The sequence below is a fragment of the Embleya sp. NPDC001921 genome, assembly GCF_053594475.1.
The window spans coordinates 75826-92160 of record NZ_JBSFEO010000012.1 but is presented as its reverse complement, the minus strand read 5'-3'; the positions used below and the strand labels follow the sequence as shown (position 1 = coordinate 92160).

Annotated in this window: 15 protein-coding genes; 10 read left to right on the top strand and 5 right to left on the bottom strand. The window is 72.2% G+C overall.

All coding sequences use genetic code 11. From position 1 onward, the window contains the following. The first annotated feature begins 475 nt into the window (after positions 1-475). From ACWCPW_RS16660 to ACWCPW_RS16650, 3 genes are all read left to right on the top strand, one after another. Positions 476-1648 carry a globin domain-containing protein gene (locus ACWCPW_RS16660; RefSeq protein WP_449762269.1) on the top strand — a complete coding sequence of 391 codons (1173 nt, stop codon included), beginning with the start codon at positions 476-478 and terminating at the stop codon, positions 1646-1648. 200 nt (positions 1649-1848) lie between these two features. Then, entirely contained in the window at positions 1849-2955 is a 1107-nt protein-coding gene (locus tag ACWCPW_RS16655; protein WP_449762369.1) for a nitric oxide synthase oxygenase, read from the top strand. A 222-nt stretch (positions 2956-3177) separates the two neighbouring features. Further along, positions 3178-3387, top strand: a complete 210-nt coding sequence (locus ACWCPW_RS16650) for a cold-shock protein (RefSeq protein WP_449762268.1) — start codon at positions 3178-3180, stop codon at positions 3385-3387. Positions 3388-3521: 134 nt separating this feature from the next. Here the strand turns inward: ACWCPW_RS16650 and ACWCPW_RS16645 are convergent, their stop codons facing one another. Further along, a complete protein-coding gene (locus ACWCPW_RS16645; protein WP_449762267.1) occupies positions 3522-3902 on the bottom strand; it encodes a hypothetical protein in 381 nt (126 codons plus the stop codon). 188 nt (positions 3903-4090) lie between these two features. On the opposite strand from ACWCPW_RS16645, the gene ACWCPW_RS16640 reads away from it, so the two are divergent. From ACWCPW_RS16640 to ACWCPW_RS16630, 3 genes are all read left to right on the top strand, one after another. Beyond that, positions 4091-6076, top strand: coding sequence for an ABC1 kinase family protein (locus tag ACWCPW_RS16640; RefSeq protein ID WP_449762266.1), 1986 nt, complete (start codon positions 4091-4093; stop codon positions 6074-6076). Between the two features lie 173 nt (positions 6077-6249). Next, the gene (locus tag ACWCPW_RS16635) at positions 6250-6954 is read left to right on the top strand and encodes a hypothetical protein (RefSeq protein WP_449762265.1); all 705 of its coding nucleotides are present in this window, start codon (positions 6250-6252) and stop codon (positions 6952-6954) included. 248 nt (positions 6955-7202) lie between these two features. Next, entirely contained in the window at positions 7203-7961 is a 759-nt protein-coding gene (locus ACWCPW_RS16630) for a class I SAM-dependent methyltransferase (protein WP_449762264.1), read from the top strand. 117 nt (positions 7962-8078) lie between these two features. Here ACWCPW_RS16630 and ACWCPW_RS16625 read toward each other — a convergent pair whose 3' ends face one another. After that, on the bottom strand, positions 8079-9680 hold the full coding sequence (locus ACWCPW_RS16625; RefSeq protein WP_449762263.1) for an ABC-F family ATP-binding cassette domain-containing protein: 1602 nt from the start codon (positions 9678-9680) through the stop codon (positions 8079-8081). A 300-nt stretch (positions 9681-9980) separates the two neighbouring features. Here ACWCPW_RS16625 and ACWCPW_RS16620 point away from each other — a divergent pair, with 300 nt between their 5' ends. The 3 genes from ACWCPW_RS16620 to ACWCPW_RS16610 all read left to right on the top strand — a co-directional run bounded on the left by ACWCPW_RS16620 (position 9981) and on the right by ACWCPW_RS16610 (position 12953). Then, complete coding sequence (locus ACWCPW_RS16620) at positions 9981-10178, top strand: hypothetical protein (RefSeq protein ID WP_449762262.1); 198 nt, start codon at positions 9981-9983, stop codon at positions 10176-10178. A gap of 641 nt (positions 10179-10819) precedes the next feature. Continuing rightward, complete coding sequence (locus tag ACWCPW_RS16615) at positions 10820-11686, top strand: tRNA-dependent cyclodipeptide synthase (protein WP_449762261.1); 867 nt, start codon at positions 10820-10822, stop codon at positions 11684-11686. A 61-nt stretch (positions 11687-11747) separates the two neighbouring features. Continuing rightward, on the top strand, positions 11748-12953 hold the full coding sequence (locus tag ACWCPW_RS16610) for a cytochrome P450 (protein WP_449762260.1): 1206 nt from the start codon (positions 11748-11750) through the stop codon (positions 12951-12953). Positions 12954-13081: 128 nt separating this feature from the next. Here the strand turns inward: ACWCPW_RS16610 and ACWCPW_RS16605 are convergent, their stop codons facing one another. The 3 genes from ACWCPW_RS16605 to ACWCPW_RS16595 all read right to left on the bottom strand — a co-directional run bounded on the left by ACWCPW_RS16605 (position 13082) and on the right by ACWCPW_RS16595 (position 15589). Continuing rightward, positions 13082-14071 carry a DUF6777 domain-containing protein gene (locus ACWCPW_RS16605; protein WP_449762259.1) on the bottom strand — a complete coding sequence of 330 codons (990 nt, stop codon included), beginning with the start codon at positions 14069-14071 and terminating at the stop codon, positions 13082-13084. A 487-nt stretch (positions 14072-14558) separates the two neighbouring features. Beyond that, a complete protein-coding gene (locus ACWCPW_RS16600; RefSeq protein WP_449762258.1) occupies positions 14559-14867 on the bottom strand; it encodes an AzlD domain-containing protein in 309 nt (102 codons plus the stop codon). Further along, a complete protein-coding gene (locus tag ACWCPW_RS16595; RefSeq protein WP_449762257.1) occupies positions 14867-15589 on the bottom strand; it encodes an AzlC family ABC transporter permease in 723 nt (240 codons plus the stop codon). Before ACWCPW_RS16595 ends, ACWCPW_RS16600 begins: the two co-directional genes overlap by 1 nt. A gap of 124 nt (positions 15590-15713) precedes the next feature. On the opposite strand from ACWCPW_RS16595, the gene ACWCPW_RS16590 reads away from it, so the two are divergent. Further along, on the top strand, positions 15714-16244 hold the full coding sequence (locus ACWCPW_RS16590; protein ID WP_449762368.1) for a helix-turn-helix domain-containing protein: 531 nt from the start codon (positions 15714-15716) through the stop codon (positions 16242-16244). Positions 16245-16335 lie beyond the last annotated feature (91 nt).

Below are 16335 nucleotides of genomic sequence, written 5' to 3'. Positions count from 1 at the left end.
GCATCCAACCCCACCACCGGCCGGCGCACAAGGGTGCTCCGGTCGGCGGTCGTCGGCGCGGCACCGGACATCGAGGCGCCGGGCGTCCGTCCTCCCGATGCTCGACCCGGGTCGGGCGCTGTGCCCGGCACCCCCATGCCCCGCCGCCGCCCTCGCCGAACCGACCCAGCCGCGCGCCGGCCCATCCGGGCGTCTTCGCGGCTTTCGCCCATGCTCCGGTGCCGGCTTGAATTCGGCCTCCCACCAGGCAATTCACCCAGCCATACGTGACCGTATGGATGCGGAGAGTGGGGTGCGAACCGCCACCAACCATCCCATCAAAGACTTCTGTTCATCCGTAACCGGAACCGGGCCTTCGACTTGACGCCGGTACGACAAGCCCATGATCGTGTTCCGGCCGCCGGTGTTCCGTGAAGGACTCTCGACGGACCCGGCCGGACAACCCTCATGCGGAAGGGCTACCGATGGGCCGATTTTGGAATCTCAAGACGCAGAACTCATCCGACAAAATCTCGCGGCCGTCGCCCCCCAGGCCGCAGATGTCACGTCCCACTTCTACGCTCTCCTGTTCCTGCGGCAACCCGCGCTGCGCGACCTGTTCCCCCCGGCGATGGACGTCCAGCGCGATCGTCTGCTGCACGCGCTGATCCGCATCGTCGGTGACCTGGACAACGCTCCGGCACTGAGCGGATTCCTCGGCCAACTCGGTCGTGACCATCGCAAGTTCGATGTCATCGCCGAGCACTACGACCTGGTCGGCGAGTGCCTGGTCGCCGCACTCGCGCGATTCAGCGGCGATACCTGGAACGACGCCGTGCAGTCCGCCTGGGTGCGCGCCTACGGCGCCGCGGCGGGCATCATGATCGGCGCGGCCGACGAGGACGCCAAGACCAACCCCCCACACTGGACCGCGGAGATCGTCGCACACGAGAAGCCCGCCGACGACATCGCGGTGGTCACGGTCCGCCCGGACCTGATGTTCCCCTACCGGGCAGGCCAGTACACGTTCCTGGAAACCCCGTGGTGGCCACGGGTATGGCGGGCCTACTCGATCGCCAACGCACCCGACCCGCAGGGCCTGCTCACCTTCCACGTGCGCTCGGTGCCGGCGGGCTGGGTGAGCAACGCCCTGGTACACAAGGCGAAACCGGGTGATCGGATCAAACTGGGCGCCGCCATGGGCGAGATGGTCGTCGACCACCTGGCACCCAACCCGGTGTTGTGCGTGGCGGGCGGCACGGGACTGGCGCCGCTGAAGGCCATGGTCGAGGAGATGGCCTACTACGGCACCGATCGTTTCGTCGACCTGTTCTACGGCGCCAGTGCGCACAGCGGCCTGTACGGGCTGGAGGACCTGCTGCGGCTGTCCCAGCGGGTGTCCTGGCTGCGCGTGCGGCCCGCGCTCGACGACCTGACCTTGGCGGGGATCAGCGGAGGGGTCTCCGACGTGGTCAGGGAGTACGGGCCTCGCTACGACTGCGACGCGTACCTGAGCGGGCCGCCCGCGATGGTGCTGGACAGCGCGCGCGTGCTGCGCAGGCTCGGCCTGAGCCGCAGACAGATCCACCACGACCCGGTCGTCGGGGCGTACGCCGCCCACCTCGCGGCCGAGTCGGCCACCCCGGTCGGCGCGGAGGTGCCGGGCTGATCCTTCGGCCGCCGACTCCCACGCGTACCCCACCGGATCCGAAACAGGCTCCCGCGACCCGTGGTCGCACCGAGCCGGTTCCCAGGAGAACCTTGACCGAGCAGAGCATCACCCGGCTCCGCGGTGATCAGCCGTCGTGCCCCGAACCGCACCACGAAGTACCCGCCCCACCCGCCCCGCCCGCGCGGGCCCACGGCGCCGTGGACCTCGCGCAGGCCCTCGCGTTCCTGGACCGCTTCCATCAGGAGAGCAACTCGCCCACCGATCCCGAGGCCCGCCGGCGGGAGATCGCCGAGCAGATCCGGGAGACCGGCACCTACACCCACACCTCGGCCGAACTCACCTGGGGCGCCCGGGTCGCCTGGCGCAACTCGGCCCGCTGCATCGGCCGGTTGTACTGGAACAGCCTGTCCGTGCGCGACCGCCGGCACGTCAGTCGCCCGGACGAGGTGGCCGCCCAGTGCGCGGGACACCTGCGCGAGACCTGGCGCGGCGGCCGGATCCGGCCCACGATCACCGTCTTCGCGCCCGACACCCCCACCGGGCCGAAGGTGCGGATCTGGAACGAGCAGCTCATCCGCTACGCCGGCTACCGCCGGACGGACGGCAGCCTCGTCGGCGACGGCCGCAACCTGGGCATCACCGAACTCGCGTGCGAACTCGGTTGGCACGGGGCCGGCACCGACTTCGACCCGCTACCGCTGATCGTCGAGGACGAGGGCGGCAGGCTCCGCGCGTACGCACTGCCCTCGGACGCGATCCGCGAGGTGGAACTGTCCCATCCCGAGCACCCCGGGTTCGCCGCGCTGGGCCTGCGCTGGCACGCGGTCCCGGCGATCTCCAACATGCGCCTGGAGATCGGCGGCGTCTCCTACAGCGCGGCGCCGTTCAACGGCTGGTACATGGGCACCGAGATCGGTGCCCGCAACCTGGTCGACGCGGATCGCTACGACATGCTCCCGGCGATCGCCGCGCTGTTCGGCCTGGACACCTCCAGCGAGCGCACGCTGTGGCGGGACCGGGCCCTGATCGAGCTCAACCGCTCCGTGCTGCACTCGTTCGACGCGGCCGGGGCGACCATCACCGACCACCACACCGAATCCGAACGCTTCCTGCGTCACGTGCGGCGCGAGGCGGAGGCGGGCCGCACGTGTCCGGCGGACTGGAGTTGGATCGTGCCGCCCGTCTCCGGCGGTCTGACGCCGGTCTATCACCGCTACTACGACGACTACGACGAGACCACCCAGAGCCCGGCCTTCCTGCTCGACGAGGCGGCCGCCCACCGCTCGGCGGGCCGGCACCCCTGAACCGCCCGCCGGTCGGGCGATCGAGTGAATCCGGCGGACCGGGCGCATCCCGCCCGGTCCGCCGGAGCCGGGAGCACAGAGCCCGTCGCACCGCCGGGCGCCCGCCACTTGGGTGTTTCACCGATGCCGGGGCGGGAAATCTCGGGGGCCGCGGTCGCGATGAGGCTCCGGCCGACGCGTCACCCACGACGCGTCGTGGTCATCAGGTGAAGGAATGGATAGATGGCAACAGGCAAAGTGAAGTGGTTCAATGCGGACAAGGGCTTCGGCTTCATCGAGCAGGACGACGGCAGCCCGGACGTGTTCGTGCACTTCTCGGCCATCCAGAGCACCGGCTTCCGGCAGTTGGAGGAGCACGACCTGGTCGAGTTCGACGTCACCCAGGGACCCAAGGGTCCCCAGGCGGAGAACGTCACCGTCATCAAGGGCTGACGCGGCGCGCGTCGATCGGTCGACGACCGGGGCATCTTCGGGATCTCGTCCCGACGATGCCCCGGTTCACGTTCCGGGCCGCGGCGGCGCGAATCGCCGCGGGCCGGTCCGACCCGGGTGTCGCGGGCGTGCGTTCAGCCGCGGGTGCGCGTTGCCCGGGTCGGGTCGCGGCGGTCGCGGCGGCGGGCGACGGTGAGGCCGACGAAACCGCCGACGGCGAGCACGGCGGTGAGCACGGACAGGGCCAACAGCAGGTCGACCGTGCCCTGATGGTTGTCCCACAGGTACCACGGGACCGCCCCGCCGTCCCCGTACGTGGTGGTGTCGGATATCGACTTGTGTACCCGCATACCGGACCAGACCACCCCGGCGGTCACCAGGGACAGGCCGCTCAGCCCGGCCGACAGGGCGGGCGCGAGGTACCAGGCACCGTGCGGGCGCACCGGCACCATCCAGGGGGACGGCGGCTGCCATGCCGGGGGTGGCGGGGTCGGGTACGACCGGCGGTTGATCATGGACCTCATCCTGGGCCACCGGCGGATCGGCCGACCTGAGTACCCGTACTCGGATTCGCGTCGTGTTCGCGCCCGGACGATAGGTTCTCCTGCGCACTTGCGTGATCACTCGGGGAAGGTCTCATCGGCATGTCGCGAAGATTGTCGCCGTCCGGCGGCGGACGCATCCAACCCGATCGCTTCCGGTGGTGCCCGTGTTGAGCGCGGCCGACGCCGAGGTGAACCCCGCCGTGTTGTGGCCGGCCACCGCGATCACCGCACTCCTGCTCACCCTCGGACTGGCCTGGGGCGCCCGGCGGTTGCTCGGGCTGCCCGTGGGCACCCGCCGCACGCTCGCCGCGGGGCTGCTCGGACTCGTGGTGTCGTGGGCGCTCGGCGGCAGCGTGCAACGGCACAATCCCGGCGTCTTCATGACCATCACGCTCGGCGTGGCGCTGCTCGCCGCGATGACCTTCATCGTGGTGTCCGAGGCGCTCGTGCCGAGCGGATCGTGGCCGGGCACGGTCGAGTTCGTCCGCGGGCTGCGCCGGCGCTTCGCGCGCGGGCGCCGCTATTCGCAGATCAGCCGGATCGCGGCCAGGCACGGACTCGGGCCCTACCTGCGCGGGCGGCGGGCCGATCAGGCGAGTCGGCGGGCGGGTCTGGCCCGCTCGTTGCAGGAGGCGCTCCAGGAAGGCGGGGTCACGTTCGTCAAGCTCGGCCAGGTGCTGTCCACCCGCCGCGACCTGCTGCCGGTCGAGTTCGTGGACGCGCTCGCGCTGCTCCAGCACCGGGTCGCGCCCGCGCCCTGGGCGGAGGTGGAGCGGGTGCTGACCGCCGAACTGGGCGCGCCGGTGACCGAGGTGTTCGCCGAGTTCGATCCCGAGCCGCTGGCGGCCGCGTCGATCGCCCAGGTCCATCGCGCCCGGCTGCGTTCCGGCGTCGAGGTGGTGGTCAAGGTGCAGCGCCCGGGGATCGGGCCGATCGTCGAGCGGGATCTGGACATCCTGGCCCGGCTGGCGACGAGCCTGGACCGGCGCACCACGTGGGGGCACGCGCTGGGCCTGGTGGAGCTCGCCGACGGCTTCGCGGTGGCGCTGCGCGAGGAGTTGGACTTCCGGATCGAGGCGCGCAACACCGCCGCGGTGACCGCCGCCGGCGCCGGACGGCGCGACGCCCGGCTGATCCTGCCCGGGCTGCATCCCGAGCTGAGCACCGCGCGGGTGCTGGTGCTCGACCTGCTGGACGGCATACCGCTGGGCGGCGCCCTCGCGACGCTGGACGAGCGCGGCGTCGATCGGGGCGAGTTGGCCCGGATGTTGTTGGGCGAGTTGTTGCGACAGCTCATGTTCGACGGGATCTTCCACGCCGACCCGCACCCGGGCAACATAATGCTGCTCGCCGACGGCCGGTTGGCGCTGCTCGACTTCGGCTCGGTGGGTCGGATCGACGCGCAACTGCGGGCCGGGCTCCAGGAACTGCTGCTCGCTCTCGGGCGCGCCGATCCGGCCGCGATGTCCGACGCACTGCTCCAGGTGGTGACCCGCCCGGCGGAGTTGGACGAGCAGCGGCTGCAACGCGCGCTGGGCCAGTTCATGGCCCGCCATCTCAGCGCGGGCCTGACGCCGGATCTGGCCATGTTCACCGACCTGTTCCGGCTGGTGTCCGCGTTCGAGCTGACCGTGGCACCGGAGATCGCCGCCGTCTTCCGCGCGTTGGCCACCGTCGAGGGCACGCTGACCGGCATCGAACCGGGCTTCGACATCTTCGCCGAGGCGCGCGGCTACGCGACCAAGCACGTCACCGACCGCTTGGAGCCGGCCGGTCTGCGCGATGCCGCGACCAGCGAACTGCTGCATCTGCTACCGGTTTTGCGCCGCCTTCCGCGCCGGTTCGAGCGGGTGACGGGGGCGCTGGAGGAGGGCCGGCTGGGGGTCAACGTGCGTTTGCTGGCCGACGAACGCGACCGCCACGTGCTCACGTCCATGCTGCACCGGACGCTGCTGACGGTGCTCGGCGCGACGGCCGGGATCATGGCCGTGCTGCTGCTGGGCACCGAGGGCGGGCCGCGCGTGGGCGACAGCGTGGGCCTGTACCAACTGTTCGGCTACAACCTGCTGGTGGTGAGCTGCGTCCTGGTCCTGCGCGTGCTGTTCGGCATCTTCCGGGCGGAGCGCGCGGACGCGCGAACGTGATGCCGGGGGCCGGCAGCGGGGACCGCCGGCCTGGACCGGCAGCGGGCTCCGGCGCGGGAATCGGCTTCGTTCCGCCCGCGGTCGGCGCCGCTTCGGTATCTTGAGCGTTTCATGATCATTTCGTTCGGCGTAATGCCGTCCCGCACCACTCGGCCATCCCAGGGGGAACCTCGATGAAGCGTTGGCCCGCGGCCCTCGTCCTCGCGTTCGGCATCACCATCGGCGCCGGCGGCGCCCGGACCGCGGTCGCCGCCACATCGCACGCTCCCGCGTGCGCGGCCGACGCCTCGCCCGGTCACACCCGCCGACACCTGCCGGACGCGGAGATCTTCGTCACCGACAACACCGCGGTGATCAGCGATCCGAACGATCCCCGGCTGAACACCCGGTTGAACCGGTTCGCGTGCGAGGTGCGGGCGATCGTCCGCGCGCACGGCGCCGACCCGGAGAAGTCCTCGCTGCTCGACGGCGTGTTCTGGTCCGGCGACCTGCGGAAGGCCACCTACGAGCGCTCGCGCGAGTTCGACGTCGACGACATCGACGCCGCGCGGCTCAACCACCTCGCGGAGGTGCTGCGCAAGCGCTACGCCCAGGAGTCGGTGCTGACGTTCGAGTACCTGCGGGCCGACTCGCCGCGCGCGGACGCGATCGAGGTCGAGGTGCCGGGCGTGACCGTACAGCGCCTGCACGACGGGCTGGCCGCCGACCCCGAGGCGCGCGACCGCCTGTTCGGCGGCTCGGTCACCGTCCGCGGCGGCACACTGATACTGGTCGCGGACCGCGCGGACAGCGACCTGGTCCGGCGCTTCGTCGGCACCCTGGGCGGCGACTGGTCCCAGGCCACGATCCACCACGGCGATCGCGAGTTCGTCGGCTAGGTCGGATGGAAACGCGTCGGGTCGGGTCGGGACGGGTCGGGACGCATCGAGTCGGGACGGGACGCGTCGGGTCGGGTCGGTTTCGGATGAGGCGACGGGTGGCGGACGACAGCCGGGCGGGAGCTTCGCTCGGGATTCGAACCGCCCTGGTGTGGAGAGATTCGCCCAGTCGGAACCGGCCCGTCGGCCGAACCGGGAGGCGGGGCGGAATTCTTGGTATTTCGATCATTCACGGTAATGATTCGGCTATGTCAGGCACCTTTGAGGATCTGTCGGCCGAGGCCGAGGCGGCGTCCGTGGACGGCTGGGACTTCTCCTGGCTCGACGGGCGAGCCGTCGAAGCGCGCCCCTCGTGGGGCTACCAGCGACTGATGGGCGAGCGGCTGGCGGGCGTGTCGGCGGCGCTGGACATCCAGACCGGCGGGGGCGAGGTGCTCGCCGGCGCGCCGAAGTTGCCGCCGACGATGGTCGCCACCGAGTCCTGGCCGCCGAACCTGGCCAAGGCCACCCGGTTGCTGCACCCGCTCGGCGCGGTCGTGGTCGCCGACCCGGACGAGCCGCCGCTGCCGTTCGCCGACGCCGCGTTCGACCTGGTCACCAGTCGGCATCCGGCCACGGTGTGGTGGACCGAGATCGCCCGCGTGCTGCGCCCCGGCGGTACCTACTTCGCCCAACACGTGGGTCCCGCGTCGGTGTTCGAGCTGGTCGAGTACTTCCTCGGGCCGCAGCCCGAGGCCCGCGAACATCGACACCCCGACACCGAGAGCGCCGACGCGCGGGCGGCCGGGCTGGAGATCGTGGATCTGCGCTCGGAGCGGCTGCGGATGGAGTTCTTCGACATCGGCGCGGTGGTCTACTTCCTGCGCAAGGTGATCTGGATGGTGCCCGGCTTCACCGTGGACGCCTACCGGGACCGGCTTCGCGACCTGCACGAACTCATCCAGCGCGACGGCCCGTTCGTCGCCCACTCGGCCCGGTTCCTGATCGAGGCGCGACGGGCCGGCTGAGCCGGTCGGCGGTGGTCGGGGCCGGTCGGAGTCGGCGGAGCCGCATAGGGCCGGTCGGAGCCGGGTGGCGGACGGGTCCGGGTGGGTCGGGCCCGTCCGCCGACGGTCGCCGGTGGGTCAGGCGAGCGCGACCAGGTCCAGGTAGTCCGTGCTCCACAGGTCCTCGGCGGCGTCCGGGAGCAGCAGCACCCGGTCCGGGCGCAGCGACTCGATCGCGCCCCGGTCGTGGGTGACCATCACGATCGCGCCGGGATAGGTATCGACCGCCGCGAGCACCTCGTCCCTGGAGGCCGGGTCGAGGTTGTTGGTGGGCTCGTCGAGCAGCAGCACGTTGGCGCCCGAGTGAACCAGGCCGGCCAACGCGAGCCTGGTCTTCTCGCCGCCGGAGAGCACCGCGGCCCGCTTGTCCGCGTCGTCCCCGGTGAACAGGAACCCGCCCAGCACCCGCCGTACTTCGCCGTCGCTCAGGTGCGGGGCCGCCGCGGCCAGGTTGTCGCGGACCGAACGGACGGGGTCCAGGGTTTCGTGTTCCTGGGCGAAATAACCCAGGCGCAACCCGGAGCCGGCCACCACGCGACCCCCGTCCGGCCTCTCGTGCCCGGCGAGGACGCGCAGCAGGGTGGTCTTGCCGGCACCGTTGCGGCCGAGTACGACCAGCCGGCTGCCCCGGTCGACGGCCAGGTCGACGCCGGTCAGCACGCGGTGGTCGCCGTAGGACTTGGTCAGGCTGATCGCGCCCAGCGGGATGCGCCCGCAGGGGGCCGGTTCGGGAAACCGGATGCGGGCGTGCCGGTCGGCGCGCCGGGCCGGTTCCAGGTCGGCCAGCATCCGGTCCGCGCGGCGGGCCATGTTGCGCGCGGCCACCGCGGTCGCGACGTTGGCGCGCATCCGATCCGCCTGGGCGTGCAGGGACGCGGCCTTGCGTTCGGCGTTGGCCCGCTCGCGGGTCCGCCGGCGTTCGTCCGCGGCGCGCTGCGCGAGATGGCCGGACCACCCGGTGTTGTGCACATCGAGTGCGGCGCGTCGCGGGTCGAGGTGAAAAACCCGATTGACGGTGGCGGCGAGCAGCGACGTGTCGTGGCTGATCAGCACCAGACCGCCCCGATGGGCGAGCAGAAAGCCGCGCAGCCAGTCGATCGAGTCGGCGTCGAGGTGGTTGGTCGGCTCGTCCAGGAGCAGCGTGCCGTGGTCGGCGAACAGGATGCGGGCCAGTTCCACGCGGCGCCGTTGGCCGCCGGAGAGCGTGCCGACGGGCTGATCGAACACGCGTTCCGGCAGGCCGACGCCGGCGGCGACCCGGGCCGCCTCGGCCTCGCCCGCGTACCCGCCGCGCGCCTGGAATTCCGCCTCGGCCCGAACATAGGCGCGCATCGCCCGCTCCAGCGCGGCCGGGCCGGGCGCGTCGGCCAACGCGGTCTCGGCCGACCGCAACGCGCGGTCCGCCCGGTCCAGGCCGCGTGCGGATCGGATCCGGTCGGTGACGGTGACCGTCGGGTCGGCCGCGCGGGAGTCCTGGGGCAGGTAGCCGAGCGAACCGGTACGGGTGACGGTTCCGGCGGTCGGCCGGATCCTGCCGGCCACGGTCTCCAGCAGGGTGGTCTTGCCCGCGCCGTTGCGGCCGACCAGGCCGATCCGGTCGCCGGGGGCGATGTGGAAGTCGACGCCGGACAGCAGCAGGCGGGCGCCGACGCGTACGTCGACACCGCGAAGGGTGATCATGGAATTACGCTCCGAGATGGCAAGAGGACACACGGGTGACGTGTAAGCGGGTCCTCTTGCTAGGACACTCGGGGCGTAGACATGCGGGCCAGGCTAACAACCCGCGCCCGGGGGCTGTCCAAGCTTTTTTGTTCGCGTACGGGGACGGGCCGTGTGTGGGCCGGGCCGACGAGCGGGCGGCGCCGGTCGGGGTCGCTCCTTCGGCCGACGACCGCGGCCGGCAGGGATTCGGGCCCGGCGTACGGGTCCGGGTGGGTGACAGGGCGTAGCCCGGGGGGCGGTCTCGGCGTTGAGCAGGCTATGACACACACTCGACGCATTCTGGCCGGCATCCTGCTGACCGCGGGGGCCGCCGCGCTCGCCGCGCCGGTCGCGAACGCCGCACCCGGCACGGACATCGCCCTGAACACCCCGGACCACACGCCACCGGCGAGCGACGGCGCCGACGCGGCCCTCGACGCCGCGGTGTCCTCGCTGATGGGCGGCCTCAAGCACTGACGCCGGCACCGGCCCCGGCCCGGGCCGATCCCCGCGACCCGGCCGGGCGGCGGACGTTTCCCGACGGGAGGCGACCGCCGCCCGGCACCGAGGTGATTTTCGGCCGGGGCACCGCGTGTTCCCGCCAACTTGCGACCGCGAAGCTGACTCTCCGGAGATCACCGGTAACTTGTGGTTGTCGCCGCCACACCGGGAGCGCGAGGCTCCATTGGGACATGCGGCGCCTGGGGGGATCCACCTTGCGCACCCGCCACTTCGCGGCGGCCGTCGGTACCGACACGACACCCGCGTCCGGGCGCAACACGCACGTGCACGACCACCGCATCGGCCTCGAAGCCCCTGGTGCGGTGTACCGGCAGAGGCTGTCCATGTAGCCCGCTGATCCGCGCCTTTCGCGCGCGTCCTTCCCGTTCCGGCCGCCGGTCCCGCGGCAGGGTCGATCATCCCTGCCCCGGAGACCGCGCCGCGGACGGTACGTCTTCCGCTCCCCGGCACCCGTACGCGCCGCGCCCCCGCCCCGGGCCCGCGTCCCGCTCGCCGCCCGTTCGCGCCCGGCCCGAGACCCGGGCGGCGCGAGCGCGCGCCGGCGCGGTGTGCCGAGGGGTGTCCTCCGCACGTTCACGTGACCGGGAGTCCGAGCCATGAGCCGATCCGTGCTGAACCAGTCCTTCCCGACACCGTCCATATCGCGTCCACCCCGTTCCTTGCCCATCGACGCCACGCCCCGATCCCATCCGGTGGACGCCTCGCCCCGATCCCGCCCGGTCGACGCCGGGCCCCGCCCCCTCTCCTTCGCGGCCACCCCGTACAGCGCGACCTGCCGGTCGATCTGGGATCGGGGCGAGCACCTGCTGATCGGAGTGAGCCCGGGCAACGGCTACTTCACCCCGCAACGCGTCGCGGCCCTGCTCGCCTGGGCGGACCCGCGCTTCGCCGCGATCGACGTGGTCTACGCCGACCTGCACGTGGACACCATGTTCGAGACCTTCGGATACACCCCCGAACACGCCGCGAGGCGGGCCGCCAAGGACCTCAAGGCGGTACGGCGCAGGGTACTTCGCGGCGTCGAGGAGGCCGGCACGCTGTCCCGGGTGCCCGGCGTGCACGCGTTGTCCGAGTTCGCCGACGACCCGGTGTATCGCGAACTGCACGACCGGGCCCGGATCGCGCTGCGCGAGGACGGCGCGGTCCGACGCGCCTGCGACGACATGGTGCGCGAGTTCCTGGCACCCCGACTGCGGCCCGGCGACCGGGTGACGCCCGAGCAGCGGCGCGCCTGTGTCGCCTACATAGCGGCCGAACTGCCTTTCTTCGTCGACACCCCGGCGATTCTGGGGGTCGCCTCGTCGGTGTCGTGCTACCACTCCGTGCTGCCGATGACGGGCGTGTTGTTCGGCGCCACGCCGGGCGCGGATCGCACCGACGGCCGGGCCGACGCGTGCGACGCGTTCCGCGCCCGTCCGAACCAGGCCTACGCGCTGGTGCGGCCGGACGGCGTCGACGCGTGATTTGGCACCGCACCCCGGCAACACCGGGTCGTCCAACGCCCATTACCGATCAGGAGCCCACGTGACCATCGAACTTCCCGCACCCACACTGGATTTCCCCTTCTCCCGGCGCGGTGACGAAGTCCCTGCGGAATGCGCCGAGTTGCGCGAGCACCGGCCGATCACCCGGGTCCGCACGCTGACCGGCGACCCGGCCTGGCTGGTCTCTGACCACGCGCTGGCCAAGCAGGTGTTGGAGGACGAGCGCTTCAGCCTCCAGGACACCGCCGCACCCGGCGTGCCCAGGCAGTACGCGCTGACCATCCCGCCGGAGGTGGTCAACACCATGGGCAACGTGCGCAGTGCGGGTCTGAACACCGAGGTGATGCGTGCCCTGTCCCCGCGGGCCGACGCCGAACTCGTCGACTGGTTGCGGGATCAGGCCGATCTGCTGCTCGACGCCCTGATCACCGAGGGTCCGCCGGCGGATCTGCGCGCGGGCTACGCGGATCCGTTCTCCGCCGCGCTGCACTGCAGGGTGATCGGTGTCCCGTTCGCGGACCGGCGGCGGCTGATGGCGGGCCTGGACATCGCGTTCGTGACCAGTCCGCGGGCCTTCGAGGGAGCGGGCGCGAACTGGCGCAAGGATCACGCGTACATGCGCGCCCGGCTGAACGCGCCCGCCGCCGAACAGTCCGGCCTGCTGGCCCGGCTGGCCGAGTTGCGGCGCACGGCCGGGCCCGACGAAGGGCTGACCGACGACGCCTTGGCGAGCGTCGCGCTGTCCCTGTTCGGCGCGGGCGCGGTGAGCACCTCGGCGTTCCTGGTGCACGCGGCGCTCGCGCTGGTCCGGCAACCGGAGTTGGTGCGATGGCTGCGCGATCGTCCGCAGGACATCGGGGTCGCCGTCGAGGAGCTGCTGCGGGTCAACCTGTCCATCGGTGACGGGCTGCCGCGCCTGGCGCTGGCGGACGTACCGGTCGGCGACGTGGTGGTGCGCGCGGGCGAACTGGTCCTGGTGTTGGTCGAGGGCGCCAACTTCGATCCGGCGGTGTTCCCGGATCCCGAGCGGATCGACTTCGGCCGCACCGTCAACCCACACCTGTCGTTCGGCGCGGGGCGGCGCTACTGCCCGGCGACCGCGCTCGCCCGGGTGCACGCCGAAGTGGCGATCTCCGCCCTGGTGGACCGGCTTCCCGCACTGCGTCCGGCCGTTCCGGTGGATCAGCTGGTCTGGCGGACCGGTTTCATCAAGCGCATCCCGGAGCGCCTGCCGGTCCTGTGGTGAGCGTACGGGCGGCGAAGGATCACTGATCCGCCTCGGCCCGGCCGACGTGCCCGCCCCGCACGTCGGCCGGGCCCGGGATCCGCGGCGCGGGGGTGGGTCGGCGGGAGCGTGTCGACCCACCCCGGGCGTCAGCGGAGCGCGGGGGCCACCGACGCGGCGGCCGGACCGGCGGGTTTGGCGGACGTGCCACCGGTGCCTGTCGACGTGGGCGGCCGGCGGGTACCGGTCGAGGTCGACGTGGACGTCGAGGTGGAGGTCGAGGTCGCGCTTCCGCTCGGTCCGGTGACGCCGGCGGTGCCCGTGGGGCCGCTCGGAGTCGCCTTCTTGCCCCGCTCGGGCAGCGGCGGCGGGGGCGCGGTGGGCGCGTCCCGGTCCCCCGCGCTGCCGGGCGGTCGGGCGACGGCGAGGTCCGGCCGGGTCGGGTCGGTGATCACGAACGTCTTCACCGGCTGCTTGGCCTTCTTCACCTTCGTGGGCTTGGATCCGGTCCGCTTCCAGGCCGCGTCGCCGGTGTCGAGACGTACGTGGGCGGCGTCCTTCTCCGGCTGGGCCAACGGATTCCCGCAATTGCACTTGACCACCGGCTGCCCGAGCTCGTCGATCAGCACCGCGGTACCGGCTTGGAGAATCGCGTCGAAGGCCACCAGCGCGCCGTTCTTGAGCGTGTGATTGCGCACGAGGGTGTCGGTGCGCAGGAGGACCGGCGTGAGCCGCGTCACGAACGCGCGGATGGCGGGTGTGCCGGCGACCTTGAGCACCTTCATCCACCGGGTCGCGGGCACCAGGTTGGCGGCCAGGCCGAGGAATTGGATCAACTGTTCCTTGTCGCAGATCCGCGCCTTGTTCGAGCCGCCGAACAGGCCGGGGGTGTCGCCGGACAGGTTGGCGGCGGACACCTTGGGACGCAGACCGAGTGCGTCCTGCCCGAAGTTGACCGAGAAGAACGGATCGGCGCCCAGGTCGCCCGCCACGACCCCGATCACCTTCGACACCTTCGGGTCCTCACAACCGGACGTGGCACCGAGCAGCAGCGCACACGCGGTGAACACGGCGACGAGCGCGGCGTACCAGGGGCGACGGCGAACCCGCCCACCGACGCCGCCGGTTCTCCTTCGCACAGGCGGTGGCCAAGCCTCCATCGCATCCCCCCGAAACGACGGCGCGGAACCTCCCGGTCCCGCTCTCACTTCACATGATGCGACAAATCGCCCCGTGCGGTGAGCCAAATCCCCATCTTTCGCGATTCAACCTCGCGACGAGCCTGGCGGCGCGGCGAGGGCAGCGAGGCCAGGCGGCGCGGGGGGGTGAAGGAGCCTCTGGGGGACGGGAGTTGCGGAGTGACGCGGCGATGGGGCGGCACCGAGCGGGAAGCCTGACACGCGCAGGTCGACGGGGCGATGGGGCGAGGCCCGAGATCCGACCACCCTCCGAGACCGCGGGCGCGGCGTGGGCGGCGAGGCCGGGTGGGGCGGGGGCGAGTGAAGAAGCCTTTGGGGGCGTGGAGTTGCGGAGCGGCGCGGCGACGGGGCGGGGAGTTGCGGGATGGCGCGGCGATGGGGCGGGCCGAGGTCGGTGGCGGGGCGCCAGCCGAAGGAAATTCGTGGATCAGGACGCGCCCGCCAGACGCAGCAGTGCGGTGGTGGCGATCGCCGCGAGCACCACCACCGGGAACGGCGCGCGGCGAATGGCCAGGATGCCCGCGACCAGGACACCGGCCGGGCGGGACCACCCGGCGAAGTCCTGCGTCTCGGTGAGGGTGCCGGTGGTGGTCAGCGCGATCAGGAGCACGGCCGCGGCCATCGCGAGCAGGCGGTGGGTGTGGTCGGGAAGGTGCAGGCGGTCCCGGCTGAGCGGGCCGACCAGGCGGAAGGCGTAGGTGCCGGCGGCGAGGAGGGCGATGGCGAGCAGCGGCATCAGGACGGCTCCCGGGTCGGATCGGTGGGCGTGCGCGGGGCGGCGGGGCGGGAGGCGCGCAGGTAGGGGGTCAGGCCGACGAGCGCGAGCAGGACCGGCAGACCGGCGGGGAGGAACGGGGTGCAGGCGAGCGCGACGGCCGCGCCGAGGAGCGCCGCGTTGCGGGTGTCGCGGTCGCGGAGCGCGGGCAGCACCAGCGCCAGCAGGACGGCGGGAAAGGCCGCGTCCAGACCCAGCACGGCGGGGTCGCCGAGGCCGGTGCCGGCCAGTGCGCCGACCGCCACCGACAGGTTCCAGACGACGAACAGGGCGACCCCGCAGACCCGGAACGCGGCGCGGCGAAGCGCCGGGTCGGTGTGCCGCAGCGCGAAGGCCACCGTTTCGTCGGTGATCAGGTGCGCGCCCGGCAGTCGGGTCCACCCGCGTCGGCGGTCGTCCAGTACGTCCGCGACGGCGAAGCCGAAGGGCAGCAGTCGGGCGTTGAGGACCAGTCCGGCCAGGACGGCGGCCACCGGGCTGCCACCGGCGAGCACGACGCCGACGGCGGCGAACTGGGCGCCGCCCGCGAAGACGAGCACGGACATGACGATCGGCACCCACGGTGCGAGCCCACCCGCGACGGCGATGGCCCCGAAGGAGGCGCCGACCACGGCGTCGGCGACGCAGACGAGGAGGATGTCACGGAGGGTGGCAGGATCGAGTGTTCGGTATGACGAACGCATGTCCGGTACAGTGAACGAAGTGATATGCGTTCGTCAAGCCGAACAAAGCGACGTCTGGAGCGAACACGTGGCCGGCAATCTGCCCTCCGACCCCGCCGCCGAGCCCACCGCCGGCCCGATCGCGATGATCGCGGCGTCCGTACGGCGCGAACGCGAACGCGCGGGGGTATCCCTGACCGAACTGGCCAGGCGCGCCCGGATCGCCAAATCCACGCTGTCCCAACTCGAAGCCGGCGTCGGCAACCCCAGCGTGGAGACGTTGTGGGCGCTGGCCGTCGCGCTCGGTGTACCGTTCAGCCGACTCGTGGACCCGCCGCACTCGAACGTCCGGGTGATCCGCGCCGGCGGCGGCCCGGTCACCCACTCGGAACAGGCCGACTACGCGGCCACGCTGCTCGCCACGAGCCCGCCCAACGCGCGCCGCGACGTGTACCGCGTGGTGGCCCAGCCCGGCGAACCGCGAACGTCCGAGCCGCACGTGCCCGGCACCACGGAACACGTCGTGCTCGCCACCGGCCGCGCCCTGGTCGGCCCGGTCGAGGCCCCCGTCGAACTCGCACCCGGCGACTACATCGCCTACCCCGGCGACGCGCCGCACATCTTCGAGGCCCTGGCACCGGACACCTCGGCGGTCCTGATCTCGGAACACATCTGACGCCCGAGGACATCTGACGCCGGGCCCATCCGATATCCGAACGCGTCGGACACCTGAGCACATCCGACACCCGGACAGATCGGACGCCCAA

What these genes read in the sequence shown, in the direction of transcription:
- ACWCPW_RS16615 (WP_449762261.1), top strand. Translation starts at nt 10,820, where the DNA reads ATGAGCCGATCCGTGCTGAACCAGTCCTTCCCGACACCGTCCATATCG.
- ACWCPW_RS16620 (WP_449762262.1), top strand. Translation starts at nt 9,981, where the DNA reads ATGACACACACTCGACGCATTCTGGCCGGCATCCTGCTGACCGCGGGG.
- ACWCPW_RS16595 (WP_449762257.1), bottom strand. Translation starts at nt 15,589, where the DNA reads ATGCGTTCGTCATACCGAACACTCGATCCTGCCACCCTCCGTGACATC.
- ACWCPW_RS16600 (WP_449762258.1), bottom strand. Translation starts at nt 14,867, where the DNA reads ATGCCGCTGCTCGCCATCGCCCTCCTCGCCGCCGGCACCTACGCCTTC.
- ACWCPW_RS16625 (WP_449762263.1), bottom strand. Translation starts at nt 9,680, where the DNA reads ATGATCACCCTTCGCGGTGTCGACGTACGCGTCGGCGCCCGCCTGCTG.
- ACWCPW_RS16630 (WP_449762264.1), top strand. Translation starts at nt 7,203, where the DNA reads ATGTCAGGCACCTTTGAGGATCTGTCGGCCGAGGCCGAGGCGGCGTCC.
- ACWCPW_RS16635 (WP_449762265.1), top strand. Translation starts at nt 6,250, where the DNA reads ATGAAGCGTTGGCCCGCGGCCCTCGTCCTCGCGTTCGGCATCACCATC.
- ACWCPW_RS16590 (WP_449762368.1), top strand. Translation starts at nt 15,714, where the DNA reads ATGATCGCGGCGTCCGTACGGCGCGAACGCGAACGCGCGGGGGTATCC.
- ACWCPW_RS16650 (WP_449762268.1), top strand. Translation starts at nt 3,178, where the DNA reads ATGGCAACAGGCAAAGTGAAGTGGTTCAATGCGGACAAGGGCTTCGGC.
- ACWCPW_RS16645 (WP_449762267.1), bottom strand. Translation starts at nt 3,902, where the DNA reads ATGATCAACCGCCGGTCGTACCCGACCCCGCCACCCCCGGCATGGCAG.